The following is a 20,157-nucleotide window of genomic DNA, read 5'->3' as shown; positions in this document are numbered from 1 at the left end:
TCGTGCCCCCGGACGCGGGTTAGCCCAGGCCCAGTTCCCTGATACGGCGGGCGAGTTCGGCCGCCGCCGGGTCGTCCGGGGCCAGCACCTCCAGGACGGACACCAGCTCGCCCAGCGCCCGGTGCGCCTCGCACGTACGCAGCAGGGCCAGCGCCTCCGCGCGGCTCGCCGACTGGCGGCTGACCGCGGTGCCCACGGTGGGCAGCTCGTCGAGCAGCTGCTGCCAGCGGGCGGGCGAGGACAGACCCGGGACCTCCAGCAACAGCCCGGCGAGGCCGCCGAGTTCCTGGATGGAGAGCTTGCGGGGGCGCGGGCGCGGTGCGAGGGCGTCGGGCGTCGTGCCGGGGAGCCGTCCGATGAGTTCGAAGGCGAAGGCGGCCGCGTGCCGGGAGGCCACCGGCTGCCAGTGCTCGTCGTGCGCCTCGCCCTTGTCGTCCAGCAGATCGGAGATGCCCCGGATCACCAGCGCGTCCAGGTGCTGGTTGACGTACGCGCCCGCCAGGAAGCCGAAGCCCTCCATGTCCACCGCGACCGTGTCCCCGGCGACGGCCGCGAGCCGCAGTCCCACCTCGGAGCGTTCGTGCCCCACCACCCGGCCGCCCGCCGCGAGCGGTTTGACGTGCGCGCTCGGGCGTCGCGCGGCGCCGCCGGGCAGGATCCGCCGCTGCCAGTCGTCGGCCGCGGCGACGCTCCGGGCCAGCTGCACCAGCCCGTAGGCGGGCTGATGGGTCTTCTGCCGGGGCACGAACCCCGACTCGGTGTCCTTGCCGGTCTCGTAGTCGTACACCGCGTCGGCGGCCACCACATCGCCCAGCGCCACATCCTTGACGCCGCCCGCCACCCCGACGAACAGCACCGCACGCGGCGCGAAGAGCGCCGCCGCCCGCTCGACCAGCGCCGCCGCGCCCGGATTCCCCGGGCCCGTCATATGGATCGCCACCTGACGGCCGCCGGGCTCCGCGCCGGAGCGGAAGACGCCCGTCTCGAACAGGGAGCCGCGCTCCGCCCGGACGGGGCGTGGATCGTCCAGATGCGCCCGTACGGCCCGGTACTCGATCTCCAGCGCGGTCAGTACGACGACATCCGCCCGCCCCGCGCCCCCGGTGCCGCCAGCCCCCATGGTTCCCCCTTGAACAACGACGTGCACAGGACGACCTCAGAGCCTACGTCGAACACAGGATCTGTCTATCTGCCGCCACTTCCCCGGTGGACAATCGGGGAGTTGGCTTCTACGTCAAGGGGGACGGGATGAACGCTCGATTCACACGCTTCGCGCTGGTCGCCGGAACGGTCGCCGTGACCGTGCTGGGCCCCACCACACAGGCCCAGGCGCTGCCCGCGTGCGCGAGCAACGCGATCTGCCTGTGGCGGTTCCAGGACGGGACGGGCGAGCTGTACACGTGGCGGGGCGGCTACGTGGACCTGCCCAGCCGGTTCACGGACCACGTGGGTTCCTTCCGGGCCAACAGGACCGGCGCCTTCATCGACTGGGCCTCGGGCAAGGAATGCCACTCGGTCCGCAAGGGCGACTACGCCAGCAACTACAGTGGCCGGTTCGGCGCGAAGATCGACGCGGTGGGCGACACCTGCTGATCCCCGCCCCGGGCGTGAAGCGTCGTCGTCACGAGGGCTGGTCCGCGCCCAGGGTGCGGAGTTTGCGGTAGAGGGTGGCGCGGCCTATGCCCAGTGACTCGGCCGCGCGGGCCTTGTTGCCGCCGTGGCGGCGCAGCGCCTCCAGGATCGCGGTGCGCTCGGCCCGTTCCATTCCGCTGAGCCGCCGCGCGGCCGGTGGCACCCGCAATCCCGGTGGCAGTTCCCCGCGCCGCACCGGGCCGGTGGCGCGGCGGTGCTCGGCCACTTCCCGTACCACCTGGGACAGTTCGGCCACGTTGCCCGGCCAGCTGTGCTGTTCCAGGGCCCGGCGCGCGTCCAGGCTCCAGGACAGCGGCGGGTGGCCGGGGGAGGGGCGCCCGGCGAGGTCCGGCAGCAGTACGGGGATGTCCTCGACGCGCTCGCGCAGCGGCGGCAGGACGACGGAACGGGCCGTCAGCAGATCCAGCAGCCGCCGCAGACACGGGCCCACCCGGGTGCCCGGGGTATGCGTCGCCGTCAGCGGTACCTCGGGGCGCCGCGCCAGCAGCGAGAGCAGCGCGGCGACATCGGGCTGGTCCAGCCGCTCGGCGTGGAGCAGGAGCAGCGGGGGCGCGCCGTCCCCCTCCGCCACGGCGTGACACCAGCGCGGTACGTCGCCGGGCGCGCCCTCGGCGGCGTCCACCACCAGGGGCGCGGTGGCGCCGCGCCACGCGAACAGGGCGCGGGCGAGCGAGGACTTGCCGACGCCCGCCTCCCCGGTGAGCAGCAGCGGTTCCGCCGCCCGGGCCAGCCCGGTCGCCCGCGCGACGGCCACCCGCCACGGCCCCGACGTACCGGCCAGCCCCGGCAGCCGCTCCCGGCCACCGCCCCGGCCCGCCGTACGCTCCGTACCGGCTGGGGCGCCCGGGCGGGCCACCGCGACCGCGCCGATGACCTCGTCCTCGTGCACGACCGGTGTCATACGGACGACCAGCCCGGCACCGTCCGGCACCGGGAACTCCCGCGCCTGCCGCCCGTCCGCCGCCCCCGCGTCCCGCAGCAGCGCCGTGGCCCGGCGCTCCAGCCGGGTCAGCGTCTCGTCCGACAGCAGCCGCGCGGCCCCGGAGCTGACGATGCGGCTGCTGCCGTCGAGCGCCACTACCGCGCGTCCCTCCGCCGCCTCGCGCAGATACGCGTCCAGCAGCAGCCGCTCCGGGGGCCGGGCCCGGCCCAGCAGCTCCCTCTCGACCGCGAGCGCGGTGGCCTCGGCGAGCGCCGTGCCCGGGTGGGGCGCGCGGTCCTCGCGGACCCGGGTCAGCGCTGTGACGGTCCCGGCCGGGCGGCCCGCCCCCGGTTCGTACACCGGGACACTGACCGCCGCCACCTCCTGCCACAGGTCCAGGACGTGTTCCGGGCCGTGGGTCTCCGCCCGGCGGCCGAGGCGCAGCGCGAGCACCGCGCTGTGGTGTCCCACCGCCCGCTCGGACAGATCGTGGCCCGCCTCGGGCGCGGGGCCGCCGCCCGACGGGCCGCCGCCCGATGGGTCGCCACTTGACCACAGCACCCGGCAGCGGGCATCGGCGAGGACCAGCGCCGTGTCGCCGCCGTCCAGCGTGGGCAGGATGCGGTCGAACACCGGGCGGGCGGCGGCCAGCAGCGGGGAGTGCGCGGGTACGGGGGCGTACGGCGGCGTCACATCCCGCCGTACGCCGAGGAACCGGGCCCGCCGCCACGCCTCGGCGAGGTCGTCGGGGACGCCGGGGACGCCGGGGACGTAGGGGACATCCCCGCCCGGCGGCCGCCCGCTGAGGAACGCCTCACGGGCCCGCCGCAGCGGGGCGAGAGCCGGGGCGGCCTGGGCGGCCGGGGTGTCGTTGTCGCTCGTCACAGCGACCTCACCGTATACGGCCCGGGTGTCTCGTATTGAGACACCTCCGCCGCCCGCTCCTGGATCAAGATCATCAACGCTGACCGGAGAGCGGCGAACCGCGCCCTCGAAACGCATCCGGTCGCCAGGAGAGGAGCCCTACGCAGTGGACACCGTCGAGACCGACGTGCTGATCGTCGGCAGCGGCCCGGCCGGAGCCGCGACGGCGCTCGCCCTGAGCACCTACGGCGTGCCCAACATGGTGGTCACCCGGTACGGCCGCCTCGCGGACACGCCCCGCGCGCACATCACCAACCAGCGCACCATGGAGGTGCTGCGCGACCTCGGCGTCGAGGAGCGGGTACGGGAGCGGGCCACCCCGCAGCACCTCATGGGGAACACCGTCTTCTGCACCAGCCTCGCGGGCGAGGAGCTGGGGCGGCTGCGCTCCTGGGGCAACGACCCGCGCGTCCAGGCCGAACACGAACTGGCCGGTCCCAGCGCCATGTGCGACATGCCGCAGCACCTCATGGAACCGATCCTGGTGGACGCCGCCGTCGCCCGGGGCACGGCGCTGCGCTTCGACACCGAATACCTCGCCCACGAGCAGGACGCCGAGGGCGTCACCGTGACCGTACGGGACCGGCTGCGCGGCGACACGTACCGCGTCCGGGCCCGCTACCTGGTCGGCGCGGACGGCGGGCGCAGCCGCGTGGCCGAGAACGCCGGGCTGCCCACCGTCGGGCGGATGGGCGTCGCGGGCAGCCTCAACATCGTCTTCGAGGCGGACCTGACCGCCCTCACCGCCCACCGCCCCTCCACCCTCTACTGGGTGCTCGCGCCCGGCGCCACCGTGGGTGGCATCGGCGCCGGGCTGGTGCGCTGCGTACGCCCCTGGACCGAGTGGATGGTGGTGTGGGGGTACGACCTGGAGGCCGGGCCGCCGGACCTCACCGAGGAGTTCGCGCTGTCCGTGGTGCGGCGACTGCTCGGCGACGACGAGATCCCGGTCCGTATCACCTCCACCTCGGCCTGGACCGTCAACCACCTGTACGCCGAGACCTACGCCGACCGGCGGGTGCTGTGCGCGGGCGACGCCGTCCACCGCCACCCGCCGTCCAACGGCCTCGGTTCCAACACCTCCGTCCAGGACGCGTACAACCTCGCCTGGAAACTCCGCCACGTCCTCGACGGCACCGCCGCGCCCGCCCTCCTGGACAGCTACTCCGCCGAGCGGGCCCCGGTCGGGCGGCAGACCGTGGAGCGCGCCAACAAGAGCATCGGCGAGACCGCGCCGGTCTTCGAGGCGCTGAACGTGCTGTCCACCGCCGACCCCGACCAGATGTGGCGCAACGTCGCCGCCCGCAAGGACGCCACCGCCGAGGCCGAGAAGCAGCGGCAGCGGCTGCGGGAGGCCATCGCCGCCAAGGTGTACGAGTTCAACGCGCACGGCGTGGAGATGAACCAGCGGTACGCCTCGGACGCCGTCGTCCCCGACGGCACCCCCGACCCCGGTTTCGGCCGCGACCCGGAGCTGTACCACCAGCCGTCCACCCGGCCCGGCGCCAAGCTGCCGCACGCCTGGGTCACCCGGGGCCGCGACCGCCTCTCGACCCTCGACCTGGGCGGTCAGGGCCGGTTCACCCTCTTCACCGGCATCGGCGGCGACTGCTGGCGGCAGGCCGCCGAGACCGCGCGCCGCGAGCTGGGCATCGAGGTCGCCACCGTCGTCATCGGGCCCGGCCAGGAGTACGAGGACCCCTACGGCGACTGGGCGGGCCTGCGCGAAACCGGGGACGGCGGCGCCCTGCTGGCCCGCCCCGACAACTACATCGGCTTCCGCCACGCCACGGCCACGGCCACGCCGGACGCCGCGGACCTGCTGACCGGCGCGCTGAGGCAGATTCTCGGCCATGCGCGCCCGGCTCCCGAGGCCTCCGAGGCCTCCGAGGTGGCCGACTGACGGAGCATGTGCACGACTGGTGTACGACTGGTGCACGCCATCACCCTGACCGATGCCCCCCAGCTCGACACCCGTTACGGTGTCAGCAACCCCTTCCGTCCCGCCGACTTCGACTTGGTGCTGTCACGCGCCGCCGTATGAGTGGTGGCGCGAACGCGGCTGTTGGCCGATGCAACCACCTCTGATGGGTGACGTCCCCCAGCGCCCTCCATCATGGGGAGACCCCGTTACCGAGAGAAACCTTAGAGAGATGACTGCAACACCCCTCGCACTGCTCCGGCGCATGCGCCCCAAGCGCCCGAACCGTGGACCGGGTCTCCGCCTGCCCATGCCCGTCGGCGCCGGTGCGTTCAGCTGCGAGGTCCTGGACCCCGTCGGCGAGCCGCTGGGTGGCGTCGAGGTCACCATCACCGCGACCCGTGGCGCGGGCAAGCAGGCGGTCAAGGCCACCACCGACCCCCACGGGCTCTTCGTGGCCACCCTGGAGCCGGGCGAGTACTCCGTGCTCTTCACCGGCAGCGGCCTGACCCCCCATCGCCTCACCACCGACGTCCGGCCGGGCGAATGCGGCGAACCCCACCGCATCCCGATGCAGCCCTCGCAGCAGCTCGAACTCCCCCCGCCCGGGACCTGGCTGTTCGACCCCCCGCACACCGCCATCCGCTTCATCGCCCGCCACGTCGGCATGGCCAATGTGCACGGCCGCTTCACCCGCTTCCGGGGCGGCATCCACGTCGCCGAGCGCATGGAGGACTCCCGCGTCGAGGTCCTCATCGACGCCTCCAGCATCACCACCGGCAACGCCACCCGCGACAACCACCTGCGCTCGGCCGACTTCCTCGACGTCGAGAACTTCCCGGACATCCACTTCGCCAGCACCCGCTTCACCTGGCGCAGCGGCGCGAAGTGGAACCTCCAGGGCCCCCTGACGATGCACGGCGTCAGCCGCTCCGTCAACCTCGACACCACCTACCTCGGCGCGGTGAACGGCGGCTACGGAGAGGAGCTCCGCTGTGCCGCGCACGCCAGCGCCGAACTCCACCGCGAGGACTACACCCTTAACTGGCGCAACATGCTCGCCCGCGGCATCGCGGTCGTCGGCCCGACGGTCAAGCTGGAACTCGACATCCAGGCCATGTACCGCAACCACGACACCCCGACCCCGCCGGAGTAACCCCTCGCACACCCCAGCGGGGCCCGCCACCCGGCGCGCCCCGCTGCCCCCGCTCTCGTCAGTCCCAGCCGCCGGAGAAGTCGCCGTTCAGCTGGGCGGAGCAGATGTTGTATTCGCCGCGGGCGTGGCCGGTCTTCGTCTGGCCGTCGATCGTGACGGAGCAGCGGATGTCGCCGCCGCCCTGGAGCTGTGCCGAGATGTGGTAATAGAGCGCGTCGTCCTGGGTTTTCAGCGTCTTGGTCATCGGCAGACCGCTGCCGTCGAGGTTTTCGCTGTCGCTGCCGTAGGTGATGTCCGCCCCGGCGGGGGCGGTGCCCCAGACCTTGAAGACGGCTGTCCCGGCGGGTGCCTCGTCGCTCTCCGTCGCCTTCGGCTTGGGCTTCGGCTTGGCGGTGACGGTCTTGGTGACCGTCACGGTGGGGGCCGGTTCGGCGGCGTCCTTGATGTGGGCGGGCTTGGCCGTGACCGTCACCGTCACCTTGGGGGTGGGTTTGTCGGCGCTGGCCGACTTCGTGTCGTCGCCCTCGGCCGAACCTATGCCGACTCCGACGAAGAGCAGCGCGGCCGCGGCCGGTATGGCGATGCGCTTGCGGGCCCATCTGGGGCGGGCGGGTGCCGGTGATGGCTGGTTATTCCAGGACATTGCTCCCCCTTGCGTGAAACTCGAGGAGTTGACCATAACCGCGCTGGTTGAAAAGTGAAGAGGTTGTGTGTGAATGAAGGTCAAGTCGTAATGAACCTGTTCATCCAGTGACTTCGGCACCCCGCCGAGACTCCCGCGCGGTGGCGCGACATGATGGCCGGTATGGCTGTACACCCTCCCGCCGAGACGACCGCTGAAGCCCTCGCACCGCGCGCTGTCATGGGGACGGTGTGGCGTGCCGTCGCGACTCTGGTGGTCGTCATCGGGTTGTGCGGCGGTGCCGCCTGGGTGGACACGACGATGCACCTGGACGGAATGCCCGTGACGCTGCCGAGCCTCATCGCGGCGCTGCTGACCCTCGCGCTGGTGGCCTCGTGGCTCCGGGTGGGAACCACCTTGTGGGCCGTGGTGCCCGCCCTGGCCGCCGCCTTCGGCGGCATCATGGCCGCCGCACTGCTGGACGCGGGCGCGCTCGACGGCGGACGGCTCCACCGGGACGTCCTCACCGGCTCGCCCTGGTCCCAGGTGCAGTCCGGCGTGGCGGCGGCGGGGCTCCTCGTTGTGGTCCTCGGTGTCGCCCTGGCCGCCGTACGGGGGCATCGGCATCCGTGTTCGCTCAGCAGCTCACCGACGACGCAGGCGACCTCCTAGCGCCACCTCCTCCGGCGGGTGCGCGCCCGCAGGGCATAGATTGGCCGCATCCGCGAACGACGAAGGTGGGATCCGCTATGAGTCTGTACGACATTCCTCTGCGCACTCTGTCCGGCGAGCCGACCACGCTCGGTGTGCATCAGGGTGCCGCGGTGCTGGTGGTCAACGTGGCGTCCAAGTGTGGGCTGACGCCGCAGTACGAGGGGCTGGAGCGGTTGCAGCAGCGGTATGCCGGGCGGGGGTTCACGGTGCTGGGGGTGCCGTGCAACCAGTTCGCGGGGCAGGAGCCGGGGACGGCCGAGGAGATCGGGACGTTCTGCTCGGCCACGTACGGGGTGTCCTTCCCGCTGCTGGAGAAGTCCGACGTCAACGGTGAGCAGCGGCATCCGCTCTACGCCGAGCTGACCCGGGCCGCGGACGCGGCGGGGGAGGCCGGGGATGTGCAGTGGAACTTCGAGAAGTTCCTGGTCTCGCCGCAGGGCGAGGTCGTCGGGCGGTTCCGGCCGCGGACCGAGCCGGAGGCGGCGGAGGTCGTCGGGGCGATCGAGGCCCAGCTGCCCCGCTGAGGGGAGAGGGGGTGGGGCGAGGGACGCCTTGGCGGCCTTCGCCCCTTCGCCTCAGCGTTCGGCGGCGAATGCCACCAGCCATGCCAGCGGTGCGTTCCAGTTGATGGCCACCTCGTTGGTGGAGTACGAGCCGATGTCGTCGATGTAGCACCTCGCGGGCTTGCACCCCGCCAGCTTCTCCTGTGCCACCGGGTCCTGCAGTGCCGCGTTCGGGCCGCCCGCGAAGGAGCCGGAGGGCGGGTTCGGGAGGGACGCGTCGTACTGGTGGGCCCAGAAGCGGTGGTGCTGGTTGAGCGCGGCGCGGTCGCCGTAGCCGGTGACGTAGGACTGGCCGAGGGCGTTGCGGCCGAGCAGATAGTCCAGCGCCTCCAGCGCCCCGGTGCGGTAGCGCCGCTGCTGGGTGAGTTCGTAGGCGATGGCGATGACGCTCGCGTTGTTGGCCACCTGGCCGTTGGAGCCCCAGACGTAGCCGTCGGTGGGCAGCGGGACCGCGTAGCCCTGGCGGCCCATGGCGGCCAGGTAGCGGTCGGCGGCGGACACCACCGAGGCGCGGACCCGGGCGAGGTCGGTGGCGGGCAGGGCGTTCGGGACGGTGGCCAGCGTGATCCGGCCGAGGGCGGCGGTGTCGGGCCAGGCGAAACCGCCCGCCGTGAAGACGTCGTCCGAGGTGTGGAAGGGCGAGGAGGTCACCGCGTCCCGGTACCGGCTCTCCTTGGTGGTGGCGTACAGCTCGGTGGCCGCCCAGTAGAACTCGTCGCCGACCCGGGTGTCCCCGTACGCGCCGCCGCCCGTGCTGTCGGAGTCCGGTGCGAGCAGGTCGGGGTGGGCGGTGGCGGCGGCCCAGGCGCGGCGGGCGGAGGCGAGGCAGCGGGCGGCGAATGCCGCGTCGTAGGGGGCGTAGACCCGGGCGCACTGTGCCGCCGCGGCGGCGAGGTTAAGGGTGGCGGCGGTGGACGGCGGGTGGAGTTCGCGCGGCTGCGAGTCCTGTTCGGGGCGGGTCGGCAGACCGGTCCAGGCCGCGTCATGGATCTTGTGGAAGGCCATGCCCGCGCGTGGTTTCCCGTCCGGGATCTGCATCCGCATCAGGAACTCCAGCTCCCAGCGCGCCTCGTCGAGGACATCGGGCACCTGGTTGCCCCGCTCGGGTACGCGCAGGGTGGAGTCGCCGAGTTCGGCGGCGTGTCCGGCCCGCTTCGCGCGCTCGAAGGAGTTGACCAGCTGCCAGGTCGCGATGCCCCCGTTGACGACGTATTTGCCGTGGTCGCCGGCGTCGTACCAGCCGCCGCGGACATCGCGCGCGTAGTCGCACACGCCAGGCTGGCACGGCACACTGGTGTCGCCCGTGTTGGGCGCGACACCGAGGTGTCCGGCCGGGCGCGCGTACGCCGCACCGGCGAGCCGCGCCTCGATGGGGGTGCCGCTGCGCTGCTGGTAGAAGAACGACATGGCGTCCGCGCGCAGCCCGTCGTACAGCGCCGCGCGGATGTCGAACGGATGGCTGGTCCGTCCGTCCACGGTGAGGGTGTAGCCGGTGCCGGTTCCCTGGTACGAGGAGAAGTCCACCAGGTGGGTGGAGTCGCCGGAGGCGGCGTCGGCGCCGACTGCGGTGGTGGTGCCGGAGGCGGCCGTCCTGCCGGAGGCGTCGCGCAGTTGCCAGGGCAGGGCGGTGGTGCTGGGGGTGACGACGGTGGCGCGTTTGGGGCCGTCCGGCAGATAGCCGAGCTGGTTGACGTGGACGGCCGAGGGCGCGGCCACGGCGGCCACGGGGGCGGCCTGTGTGGTGGGTGTGGCGAGGAGCAGTAGCGCTCCGGCCAGCAGGGCGGTGGCGGTGCGGGCCTTGCGGGGAGGGGTGGGCATGGCTGGGGGCCTTTCCGGTGTGTGGGGGGTATGGGCTAGGCGCGGTAGACCGTGGCTTCTCTGGATGTCGAGCCGATGCCGTTCGCACCCTTGAAGATCCGCTGCCCCCAGCTGGTGAGCGCCGCGGCGTTGAAGCCGGTGGCCATGTCGAGGTATTCGACACCGCCGCTGTTGCCGCTCCAGGACCAGCCCAGGTAGCCGACGCCGAGTGTCTGGGCGTTCGCCATGATGGCGGCCTCGTCGGGGTTGCCGTCGGAGTGGTTGTCGCCGAACTCGCCTACGACGAGCGGGAGTTTGGCGTTGACGAAGCGGGTGAGGTAGTCCTTGACCTCGGCGGCGGTGTCGAAGACTCCGTACATGTGGACCGAGAAGACGGTGTTGCGGTCCGGGTCGGCGGCCAGCACCGCGGCCGCGTTGTCGCGCATGGTGAAGCTCCAGTCCTGGCCCCAGTTGGGGGCGTCGGCCATCAGGGCGTGATGGATTCCGGCGCTGCGGAGCTTCCGGATGGCGGCGGTGGTGTCGGCGGTCCACGCGGTGGCGTTGGTGTTGCCGTACGGCTCGTTGCCGAGGTTGACGACGACGTAGCTCTCCTGGCCGGTGAGGGCGGCCCGCACGCTGACCCAGTAGTCGGCGGCGCGGGCGAGCGAGACGGCGCCGCCCTGCTCGCCGTAGCCGGTGGTGTCATGGGCTTCGAGTACGCAGATGAGCCGGTTGCGCTTGCACTGCGCGATGGCGTTCGCCACGTCGGCGGTGTCGTTCTTGGCCCACCGGTCCCCGGTGGACAGCACCACCCGCACGGTGTTGGCGCCCAGCGCCTTGATGTCGGCGAGCGCCTGGGTGGTCCGGGTGGCGTACCAGGTGTGGGCGTGGTTGACGCCGCGCATCACGAACGGGGTGCCGTTGCCCTCGACCAGCTTGCCGCCCGCGACGTGTAACCCCGCCGCGGCGGCGCGGGCGGGTGGCGCGAGGCTGGGGAGCGACAGCAGCAGGGCGGCGACGGCGGCGAACACGATGGCCACGACGCGGCGGGGGGTGGTGGCGGTGGTGGCGGTCGTACGCATGGGCGACTCCTGGTGGGGAGCGGTCGGCCGGGTGTTTTGCCCGGGCCATGACAACGATGTCTGGACTGCGAACGGCTTGGGAGCGCTCCCAAGTTATGTAGTGAGGGGGCCGCGGCGCGTCAAGGGCTGCGGGGCCGAACGGCGTACCGGCCCGTCATGTCACATCTCCCTCGGCCCGTACGTCAGTGTTCTGAGAACAGACGACGAGGAGAGAGGCCCGATGGGCGGAAACGCGTTCCTGGCGGAGAACTTCGAGGCACACCGCGGCCATCTGCGCGCGGTGGCCTACCGCATGCTCGGCTCGCTCAGCGAGGCCGACGACGCCGTGCAGGAGGCCTGGCTGCGGCTCAGCCGCTCCGACACCAGCGAGGTGGCGAACCTGGGCGGATGGCTGACGACGGTCGTCGGCCGCGTATGCCTCGACATGCTGCGCTCGCGCACGGCGCGGCGGGAAGAACCCCTCGGGGCGCGGGTGCCGGACCCGGTCCTCAGCGGTACGAACGGGGTCGACCCGGAGGACCAGGCGCTGCTCGCCGACTCGGTCGGGCTCGCCCTGCTGGTCGTCCTCGACGCGCTGGGTCCGGCCGAGCGGCTGGCGTTCGTCCTGCACGATCTGTTCGGCGTGCCGTTCGACGAGATCGCGCCTATCGTCGACCGCCCCCCGGCCGCGGCCCGCCAGCTGGCCAGCCGAGCCCGCCGCCGGGTCCGGGGCGCGGCGCCCCTCCCCGACCCGGACCTGGCCCGGCAGCGCGCGGTGGTCGACGCGTTCCTCGCGGCGGCGCGCGAGGGTGACTTCGACGGGCTCATCGCCCTCCTCGCCCCGGACGTCGTGCTGCGCGCCGACGAGGGCGCCGCCACCCCGCTCGGGTACCGCGAGCTGCGCGGCGCGGAGAGCGTGGCCAACCAGGCGCTCACCTTCGCCCGCTCCGGCGGCGAGGACGCCGTCCCCCGGCCGGTGCTGGTCAACGGCGCCGTCGGCGTGGTCGGCACCCGCGCGGGCAGGCCCGCGTCGGTGCTGGGCTTCACGGTCACGGACGGAAGGATCGCCGCGATCGACATCCTCGCCGACCCGACCCGCCTGGCCCAGCTAGACCTGACGGCCCTGGACTGACCGAGCCGGGCGCGCCCCCGTCTGACGGTCGCGGGGGCGCGCCACGTCGCGTAACGGTCGCGGCGAGGGTAGCGGCGGCCGCCCGCGCGGACCGGTACGTCGGGATGGCTCTTGGGCGGGTTCTCCGGTGCCGGGTTGGTTCCGGTGGCGCTGTGGTGCCCTGGGGCGAGCGGTGGTGCTCCCGCCCGCCCGGCGGGGGCACGCCACGCTGGTGCCCGTCGTGGGGTGCGGTGGCGGCTGCGGTGGTTGCGGTGTCCTGCTCTCGGGCGGGCGCGCCCCGTCATCGCGGTGCCGGTCGCGGCGGTCGTGGCGGCGGCCGCCCGCGCGCGGGCCGGTACTTCGGGATGGCCCTAGGGCGGGTCTTCGGCGCCGGGTGTCCCTGGCCCTCGGGTGGAACCTGACCGTGCCGGGTGTCTCCGGCGCGGCCGCGGTGGCCCCAGCCGCGTAACTGGGCGGTCCCCGGCTGGTCGGATGGGCGCACCGCGCTGGGGTGCGGTCGGCCGTCGGCCGGGCACCTTCCGGCGGTGGCCGGGCACCTTCCGGCGGTGGTCGGGGGTTATGTGGCGGGGCGTTGGGACAGGGTGTGGCGGGCCGTGGCTGCCATTGCCTCGTCCACCATCCGCCCCTCGAACCGCACCGCCCCCGCCCCCCGCGCCTGGGCCTCCTCCACCGCCGCTATCAGCCGCGCGCAGCGGGCCAGTTCTTCGGGGGTGGGGGAGAACACCTCGTTGACCACCGGCACATGGGAGGGGTGGATCACCGCCATTCCCTCGTAGCCCAGCGCGCGGTTCTGCTCGGCGAAGTGGCGCAGTCCGTCGAGGTCCGCGATGTCGGTCCACAGCCCGGCCACCGGGTGCGGGCAGTCCGCGGCGCGGGCGTCGAGCAGGACGCGGGCGCGCAGGTCGTGGGTCTCCTCGCCGCCCGCGCTCCAGCGGTAGCCCACGGCGCGCTCCACGTCCCCGCCGGGGCCGGTGAGGGCGCCCAGGTGGGCGACGCGGTCGGCGGCGCGGCCGATGGCGTACGCCTCGCGCAGGCCGCGTGCCGTCTCCAGCAGGGGTACGAGCGCGAAGTGGCCCTCGGGCAGCCCGTGGTGACGCTCGCACCATGCCAGCATCCGGTCTGCGGCCCGTACGTCGTCGGTGTGGGCCACCTTGGGCAGCACGACCCCGTACAGGCCCGGGCGGGCCACGGCGCGCAGTTCGTCGGCGGCCTGCCAGCCCGCCGCGCGGTCCAGCGAGTTGATACGGACGAACAGCCGCATGCGCGACGCCGCCCGGTCGATGGCATCGGTCACGGCGTCGAGCGCCGCCGCCTTGCCGTCGTCGGGGACCGCGTCCTCCAGGTCGAGGATCGCGGCGTCGGCGCCCGCCGCCTCCGCCTTGGGCAGCCAGTCGGTTCTGCTGCCCGGGACGAAGAGCAGGGAACGGAGGGGGATCCGGACCGGTGCCGATCGTGAAGAAGACTCAGATGACACCCTCGTCCTCCAGGTTCGCCAGCCGCTTGTCGTCCATGCCCAGCCACTCCCCGTAGACCACGGCGTTGTCCTCGCCGAGCGCCGGGCCCGTGCGCCACACCGCGCCGGGGGCGCGGCGGAAGTGCGGGATGACGGCCTGCATCCGGACCGGACCGAGGTCCGGGTCGTCGACGGTGATGATGTCCTCGCGCTCCGCGTAGACGGGGTCGGCGGCGATGTCGGCGGCGGTGAAGACACGCGAGGCCACCACCTCGGCGCGCTCGAACTCCGCCAGGCACTCGGCCGACGGGCGCCCGGCCACCCACTCCCGCAGCGCGGCGTCCAGCCGGTCGCGGCCCGCGTGCTGCTGCTCCACGGTGGCGAATTCGGCGTCGGGCAGGCCGAGGAGCCGGACCACGTTGCGCACCGAGCGGGTGGTGGCGGAGGTGACGGTGAGCCAGTCGTCGTCGGCGCTGCGGTAGGTGTTGATGACGGCGGCGGGCGCCACCGCGAGCTGGTTGCCCGCCCGCTCGGGGGCCGTGCCGAGCTGGTCGTACGCGATGATCTGCCACTCGACCAGGCGGTAGAGGGGTTCGAAGAGGGCCAGGTCGATCCACTCGCCGTCGAAGTCCGGGTCGGTGTTTCGGCGGTGCAGCGCGGCGAGCACCGCGAACGCGCCCATCAGCCCGGTGACGGCGTCGCCGTGCGAGAAGCCGGTGTGCACGGGCGGGCCGTCCGGGAAGCCGGTGAGGTGGACGACCCCGCTGCGGGCCTCGCCCATCTTGCCGAAACCGGGGGCGTCCGCACGGGAGGAGGTGGCGCCGAAGCCGGAGATCTGGAGCAGGACGGCCCGGGGGTTGAGCGCGTGGACGGCCTCCCAGTCCAGCCCCCAGGCGCGCAGCCGCCCGGCGCGCAGCGTCACGATCACCACATCGGCCCAGGCGACCAGCTCCCGGGCGACTTCCCGGCCCGTCTCATGGTGCAGATCGAGCGTCACGGAGCGCTTGTTGCGGCCCGCGACCTTGAACCACAGCGGGACGCCGTCCCGGCGGGGCCCCATGGCCCGGGCGGCGTCCCCGTCGCCCGGCGGCTCGACGTGGACGACGTCGGCGCCCTGGTCGGCGAGCATGCCCCCGGCCAGTGGGCCCGCCACGACGTGGGCGAACTCCACCACCTTGAGCCCCGCGAGCTGTCCCTGCCGTGTACTGGTGTGGTCGTCCATGCGGTTCAGGCTGCGGGGTGGGGAATATGCGGGTCCAGCATTGAACGAGCATCAATTCATGCGGATATCGCAAGAGCCTCGGGATGCGGTTCAGCCCGCGTCCGGCTCCTCCCACGCCACGCCCTCCGGGAGCCGGTGGCCCGCCGTCCGGAACGCCTCCAGTTCCTCCAGGAACCGCCCCGCGCCCGGCGGCAGCGCCCGGTGCGCCGGGAGGACCACGTACAGCCGTCGCTCCAGCACCGGGCCGACCAGCGGGCGGCGGATCAGCGGGCCCGGCGGGATCAGGGGGTGGACCAGGGCGGGGAGGGCGGAGACGCCGAGGCCCGCCGCCACCAGACCGCCCACCGTGGCCACGCTCGACGCCTCGGCCGCCGGGGCGGTGTCCCGGCCCGCCCGGGCGAACGCGGCGTCTGTCATACGGCGGACGCTGGAGTCCGTACCGACCGCGAGGAACGGCTCCCGGCCGAGCTGTTCCCAGGTGACCTCGTCCCGCTCGGCGAGCGGATGGTGTTCGGGGAGCACCGCGTGGAAGCGGTCGCGCACCAGGGGCCGCAGCCGTATGCCGCCGTTCGCCTGGTGGCGGGGGACCGTGCTCACGGCGAAGTCGGCGTCGCCGTCCACGACCCGCTGCAGCACCGAGCGTTCCAGGCCGTCCAGGAGCCGTACGGTCATCTCGGGGCGCCGTTCGCGGAAGGCGGAGATGACCGGGGGCAGGAGGACGGCCGCCACCGAGGGGAGGGTGGCCAGCGACACGGCGCCGCGCTCGCCCGCCACGTAGCGGCCCAGCTGGGCGAGGCCCGCCCGGTGTGCGGAGAGGATCTGGTCGGCGATCCGCAGCGCCTCCGCCCCGGCCGGGGTGAGTTCGACGTTGCGGGTGTCGCGTTCCAGCAGCCGCATGCCGAGGGTGCGTTCCAGGTCGGCGACCGCACGGCTCAGGGAGGACTGGGACACGTGCAGTTCGGCGGCGGCCGCGGTGAAGCTGACCGCGCGGGCGACCGCGGTGTACGCCGTGAGCTGGCGCAGGGTGACGTCCATGGTCGGCGAGCGTATGCGGGAGCGCCGCCCGGGGGAACTGTTGCGCAGAACGCATGGATAGATCTGTGTTCGATGCTGGACGCGGATCTTTCGCCGCTCCGACACTCATCGGCAACACCTGACCGGACGAGGAAGCGAGCGGCCCATGCTGGCAGCCCTGGGATTCTGCACGATCGGCGGCTTCCTGCTGCTCACCATGTTCAAACGGGTCTCGGTGCTGGTCGCCCTCGTGCTGACGCCGGTGGTCGCCGCGGTCATCGGCGGCTACGGGGACGACCTCGGCCCGATGGCGCTCGACGGGCTGACCCAGGTCGCCCCCACCGGCATCATGATCGCCTTCGCGGTGCTCTACTTCAGCCTGATGATCGACGCGGGGCTCTTCGAGCCGCTGATCCGCGCCATCCTGCGCGTCGCGAAGAACGACCCGCTGCGCGTCACGGTCGGCACCGCCGTCCTCACCATGTGCGTCGGGCTCGACGGCGACGGCTCCTCGACCTTCCTCATCTCCATCTCCGCCCTGCTGCCCGTCTACCGGCGGCTCGGTATGAGCCGCCTGGTGCTGGCCGGGGTCGTCGCCCTCGGCGCGGGCGTCATGAACCTCATCCCGTGGGGTGGCCCGACCGCGCGGGCGGCCGCCGCCCTCAAGCTGGAAACCTCCGACATCATCACGCCGCTGCTGCCCGCGTTCGCCGCGGGCATCGTCTGGGTGCTGTTCGCCTCGTACGCCATCGGGCGCCGGGAGCGCGCCCGCCTCGGTGGTCTGGCCACACCTGACCCCGAGCCGGTGGCGGCCGTCGGCGACGGTCCCGGGACGCCCCGGGTGGCCCAGCGCGCGGGCACCGCGCTCACCGTCTTCAACCTGCTGCTCACCCTGGCCCTGCTGACCGCACTGGTGCTGGAGGTCATGCCGCTGCCGGTGCTGTTCGTGCTCGCCTTCGCCGTCGCGCTGCTGGTCAACCACCCGCGCTGGGACGACCAGCAGGCCCTGCTGGAGCGGCACGGCAACAGCGTCGTCCTCGTCACCACCATGATCTTCGCCGCCGGTGTGTTCACCGGCATCCTCACCGGCACCGGCATGATCGGGAAGATGGCCCAGGCGATCGTCGAGGTCATCCCCGACGGTCTCGGCGGGCATCTGCCCGCGCTGGTCGCCGTCACCAGCATGCCGCTCAGCCTCGTCTTCACCCCCGACGCCTACTACTTCGGCATTCTGCCCGTGCTCGCCGGAACCGCCGACTCCTTCGGCACCGACCCCGCCGAGGTCGCCCGCGCCGCCGTGCTCGGCCAGATGACCACCGGTTTCCCGCTCTCCCCGCTCACCGCCGCGACGTTCATCCTGCTCGGCATGAGCGGGGTGCAGCTCGGCGAGCACCAGCGGTTCATCTTCCGCTGGGCGTTCGGCACGACGCTGGTGATGACCGCGGTCGCCATGGCGACGGGCGCGGTGCCGCTGTGACCCGTACGTGCTCCGTCCGTGCCGCCACCACGCCCCGAGGAGGAGCCCCGCGATGCCATCCGTACGCCGTACGTCCGTGAGTCTGTTGACCCTTGCGCTGACCGCGGCTCTCATGCCTGCCGCCGCTGCGGCCCAGGAGACCCCGCCGCCGCCCGGGTTCCACCACCTCACCTCCGTCCACTACGACGGCCACGGCGACGATCTGCTCACCGCCGGGCTCGGCTTCGACGGGCTGCGCGGCCCGCTGCCCGCCCCCGCAGAGCCCGACCGGCCCACCGCCGCCGAGCTGCGCCGCCAGGCCATCTGGGCGTCCGCCGGAATGAGGGCAGGGTCCGGCGGCGGACTCGGGCGGCTGTACGGGGCCAACGTCGACCGGGGCCGCCCGCTGCCCGGCGACGGCCGGATCGCGGGCACCGAGTACCGAGCGGTGGCGGGGCGCGGCGCGGACAGCGTGAGCTTCGTCGTCCAGGTGCCGGACACCTTCGACCGGGCCAGGCCCTGCGTGGTGGCCGCGCCCGCGACCGGACTCGGCGGCGTCTACAGCATGGTCGGCACGGCCGGGGCGTGGGGTCTGCACCGCCGCTGTGCCGTCGCGTACACCGACAAGGGCATGGGCCCGGCCTTTGACGATCTGCGTTCCGGCACGGTCATGGGCTACGACGGAACGACCGGGCCGCGTACGGAAGTTGGCGACCGCAGCGCCTTCGACCCCGGGCTCACCGACGCCGAGCGGGCCCGCTTCGACGCCGAGCGTCCGTATCGCGTGGCGTACAAGATGGCCCACTCCCGGACCGATCCGCAGGCCACCTGGGGGCGCGACGTGCTCCGTTCGGTGCGGCTCGCGCTCGCCCTCCTCAACCGCGACCGGCGAAGTGGCGCGCCCCACGGCGGCTACACCGCCGCCACCACCACGGTCCTGGCCACCGGCGTCTCCAACGGCGGCGGCGCGGCCGTCGCCGCGGGCGAGGACGACCGTACGGGGCTTATCGACGCCGTCGTCGCCTCCGAACCGCAGATGAACCTCGCCCCGCTCAACGGCATCCGGATACGCCAGAGCGGGCGCGCCGTCCCCGCCGCCGGGCTGCCACTGATCCGGTACAACTCCCTGGCCTCGCTGCTCCAGCCGTGCGCCGCACTCACCGAGCCCACCGCGCCGGGCTACGCCACCCTGGACGTCCCCGCCGCCCGCCGCCGGTGCGCGGCGCTCGTCGGCGACGACCCCCGGCTCATCACGCGCCGCGACGCGGAGCGCGCGGGGGAGGGCGGGCTGCCACGGCTCGCCGCGCGGGCCCTCGTACGCGCCGGATTCCAGCCGCAGTCCGGTTATCTCCAGCTCTCGCACTACGATCCGCAGACCCCGGCCTCGTACGCCATGAGCTACGCGCGGGCCTCCGTGGACGACGCGCTGTGCGGCTACGGATGGGCGCGCACCGACGACACCGGCGCCCCGGTGCCCTACCGCCGCTCCGAGCTGGCCGCCGCCTTCGGCACCAGCCCCGGACGGGCGCCCGCCCCGGGTGTGCTGATCGACGAGAGCGCGCCCGGCGGGCCCGTCGCCGACAGTAAGTCCCGTGGGGCAGACGGCCGCCACGACTACAACCTGCGCGGCGAGCGCTGTGTGTACCGGCTCGCCTTCCCGCGCGCGGACGCGCCGCCCGCCGAGCGGACATGGGCGGCGCGGCTGGCCGCCGGGCTGGACGCCACGCGCCGCAGCGGCGACCTGCACGGCAAACCGGCGCTCATCGTGCACGGCCGGGACGACACGCGAGTGCCCGTGAACCACAGCTCGCGGCCGTATCTGGGGCTTAACGCCCGTGCCCAGCAAGGAAGTTCGACGGTGAGCTACGTCGAGGTCACCCACGCCCACCACAGCGACGCGCAGACCCCGGGGCTGGACAACCGGTACGTCCCGCTCGGGTACTACTACCAGCAGGCGCTCGATGTGATGTGGCAGCGGTTGCGGGGCCGGGATGCGCAGCTGCCGCCCAGCCAGGTGGTGCGGACGGTGCCACGCGGTGGCGAGCCAGGCCACGCCCCCGAGCTGACCCCCGCCAACGTCCCGCCGATCGCGGCCCACCCGGCCTCGGCGGACCGGGTGCGGGTGGCGCGGGACACCGTACGCGTGCCGTAGGGCCCGGCGCGATCCCGGGCCCGGCCGCTCGACGGCGTTACGGAGCGAGTACGGAGTACACGTGCTCGACCTGCGGCGGAGTGGCGAAGTGGGGTCCGGCCAGGGCTCGCCACCGGGTGAAGCTCTCGGAGCCACGGAAGGTGACGGTGTGGTGCTCCAGCGTCTCCCACTGGACGATGAGCCGGTAGCGCGTGGGGTGTTCGACGCTGCGGTGCAGGTCGATTCCGTGGCAGCCGTCGGCCGCGACGAAGAGGGGCCGTGCCTCGGCCACGGCCTGCTCGAACTCCTCCTCCTGGCCGGGGAGGATCTCGATCTGGGCGATCTCGGTGATCACGGTGGTGGCTCCTGCCGTTCGACGGGGTGCGGGTGGCGCCCATGAAGCGTAGATCGTTCGC

18 protein-coding genes are annotated in these 20,157 nt (G+C 73.4%); 9 read left to right on the top strand and 9 right to left on the bottom strand.

What is annotated here, in order from left to right:
• Positions 1-19: 19 nt before the first annotated feature.
• Positions 20-1,120 carry a phosphorylase family protein gene (locus ACWC5C_RS09420; protein ID WP_450874865.1) on the bottom strand — a complete coding sequence of 367 codons (1,101 nt, stop codon included), beginning with the start codon at positions 1,118-1,120 and terminating at the stop codon, positions 20-22.
• A 128-nt stretch (positions 1,121-1,248) separates the two neighbouring features.
• Between ACWC5C_RS09420 and ACWC5C_RS09415 the strand changes: the two genes are divergently transcribed.
• Positions 1,249-1,593: a peptidase inhibitor family I36 protein gene (locus tag ACWC5C_RS09415; protein ID WP_450874864.1), complete on the top strand. Its 345-nt coding sequence runs from the start codon at positions 1,249-1,251 to the stop codon at positions 1,591-1,593.
• 28 nt (positions 1,594-1,621) lie between these two features.
• Here ACWC5C_RS09415 and ACWC5C_RS09410 read toward each other — a convergent pair whose 3' ends face one another.
• Entirely contained in the window at positions 1,622-3,460 is a 1,839-nt protein-coding gene (locus ACWC5C_RS09410; RefSeq protein ID WP_450874863.1) for a helix-turn-helix domain-containing protein, read from the bottom strand.
• Positions 3,461-3,605: 145 nt separating this feature from the next.
• Between ACWC5C_RS09410 and ACWC5C_RS09405 the strand changes: the two genes are divergently transcribed.
• From ACWC5C_RS09405 to ACWC5C_RS09395, 3 genes are all read left to right on the top strand, one after another.
• A complete protein-coding gene (locus ACWC5C_RS09405) occupies positions 3,606-5,402 on the top strand; it encodes an FAD-dependent oxidoreductase (RefSeq protein WP_450874862.1) in 1,797 nt (598 codons plus the stop codon).
• A gap of 6 nt (positions 5,403-5,408) precedes the next feature.
• The gene (locus ACWC5C_RS09400; RefSeq protein WP_450874861.1) at positions 5,409-5,543 is read left to right on the top strand and encodes a hypothetical protein; all 135 of its coding nucleotides are present in this window, start codon (positions 5,409-5,411) and stop codon (positions 5,541-5,543) included.
• Positions 5,544-5,652: 109 nt separating this feature from the next.
• Positions 5,653-6,576 (top strand): YceI family protein, encoded by a 924-nt coding sequence (locus ACWC5C_RS09395; protein ID WP_450874860.1) that lies wholly within the window; start codon positions 5,653-5,655, stop codon positions 6,574-6,576.
• Positions 6,577-6,634: 58 nt separating this feature from the next.
• On the opposite strand, the gene ACWC5C_RS09390 is transcribed toward ACWC5C_RS09395, so the two are convergent.
• Positions 6,635-7,219: an MmpS family transport accessory protein gene (locus tag ACWC5C_RS09390; protein ID WP_450874859.1), complete on the bottom strand. Its 585-nt coding sequence runs from the start codon at positions 7,217-7,219 to the stop codon at positions 6,635-6,637.
• Positions 7,220-7,381: 162 nt separating this feature from the next.
• Between ACWC5C_RS09390 and ACWC5C_RS09385 the strand changes: the two genes are divergently transcribed.
• Together ACWC5C_RS09385 and ACWC5C_RS09380 are read left to right on the top strand one after the other, a co-directional pair.
• On the top strand, positions 7,382-7,870 hold the full coding sequence (locus ACWC5C_RS09385; RefSeq protein WP_450874858.1) for a hypothetical protein: 489 nt from the start codon (positions 7,382-7,384) through the stop codon (positions 7,868-7,870).
• Positions 7,871-7,947: 77 nt separating this feature from the next.
• On the top strand, positions 7,948-8,436 hold the full coding sequence (locus ACWC5C_RS09380) for a glutathione peroxidase (RefSeq protein WP_450874857.1): 489 nt from the start codon (positions 7,948-7,950) through the stop codon (positions 8,434-8,436).
• Positions 8,437-8,487: 51 nt separating this feature from the next.
• Here ACWC5C_RS09380 and ACWC5C_RS09375 read toward each other — a convergent pair whose 3' ends face one another.
• Positions 8,488-10,293 carry a glycoside hydrolase family 9 protein gene (locus tag ACWC5C_RS09375; RefSeq protein WP_450874856.1) on the bottom strand — a complete coding sequence of 602 codons (1,806 nt, stop codon included), beginning with the start codon at positions 10,291-10,293 and terminating at the stop codon, positions 8,488-8,490.
• 35 nt (positions 10,294-10,328) lie between these two features.
• Positions 10,329-11,354: a cellulase family glycosylhydrolase gene (locus ACWC5C_RS09370; RefSeq protein WP_450874855.1), complete on the bottom strand. Its 1,026-nt coding sequence runs from the start codon at positions 11,352-11,354 to the stop codon at positions 10,329-10,331.
• Between the two features lie 220 nt (positions 11,355-11,574).
• Between ACWC5C_RS09370 and sigJ the strand changes: the two genes are divergently transcribed.
• Positions 11,575-12,465, top strand: coding sequence for an RNA polymerase sigma factor SigJ (gene sigJ, locus ACWC5C_RS09365; protein WP_450874854.1), 891 nt, complete (start codon positions 11,575-11,577; stop codon positions 12,463-12,465).
• A gap of 556 nt (positions 12,466-13,021) precedes the next feature.
• Here sigJ and ACWC5C_RS09360 read toward each other — a convergent pair.
• The 3 genes from ACWC5C_RS09360 to ACWC5C_RS09350 form a co-directional block, all read right to left on the bottom strand.
• Complete coding sequence (locus ACWC5C_RS09360; RefSeq protein ID WP_450874853.1) at positions 13,022-13,939, bottom strand: HpcH/HpaI aldolase/citrate lyase family protein; 918 nt, start codon at positions 13,937-13,939, stop codon at positions 13,022-13,024.
• Entirely contained in the window at positions 13,929-15,140 is a 1,212-nt protein-coding gene (locus ACWC5C_RS09355; protein WP_450874852.1) for a CaiB/BaiF CoA transferase family protein, read from the bottom strand. The genes ACWC5C_RS09360 and ACWC5C_RS09355 overlap by 11 nt, the downstream gene beginning before the upstream one ends.
• Before the next feature lie 90 nt (positions 15,141-15,230).
• Positions 15,231-16,175, bottom strand: a complete 945-nt coding sequence (locus ACWC5C_RS09350) for a LysR family transcriptional regulator (protein ID WP_450874851.1) — start codon at positions 16,173-16,175, stop codon at positions 15,231-15,233.
• Positions 16,176-16,320: 145 nt separating this feature from the next.
• Here ACWC5C_RS09350 and ACWC5C_RS09345 point away from each other — a divergent pair, with 145 nt between their 5' ends.
• Positions 16,321-17,631, top strand: a complete 1,311-nt coding sequence (locus tag ACWC5C_RS09345) for a CitMHS family transporter (protein WP_450874850.1) — start codon at positions 16,321-16,323, stop codon at positions 17,629-17,631.
• Between the two features lie 112 nt (positions 17,632-17,743).
• Positions 17,744-19,762 (top strand): 3-hydroxybutyrate oligomer hydrolase family protein, encoded by a 2,019-nt coding sequence (locus ACWC5C_RS09340; RefSeq protein ID WP_450874849.1) that lies wholly within the window; start codon positions 17,744-17,746, stop codon positions 19,760-19,762.
• A gap of 37 nt (positions 19,763-19,799) precedes the next feature.
• On the opposite strand, the gene ACWC5C_RS09335 is transcribed toward ACWC5C_RS09340, so the two are convergent.
• A complete protein-coding gene (locus ACWC5C_RS09335) occupies positions 19,800-20,096 on the bottom strand; it encodes an antibiotic biosynthesis monooxygenase family protein (protein ID WP_385439710.1) in 297 nt (98 codons plus the stop codon).
• Positions 20,097-20,157: the final 61 nt, after the last annotated feature.

The organism is Streptomyces sp. NPDC001700 (assembly GCF_053596435.1).
The sequence above is the reverse complement of the archived record's forward strand: the minus strand, read 5'-3'. Positions and strand labels throughout refer to the sequence as shown.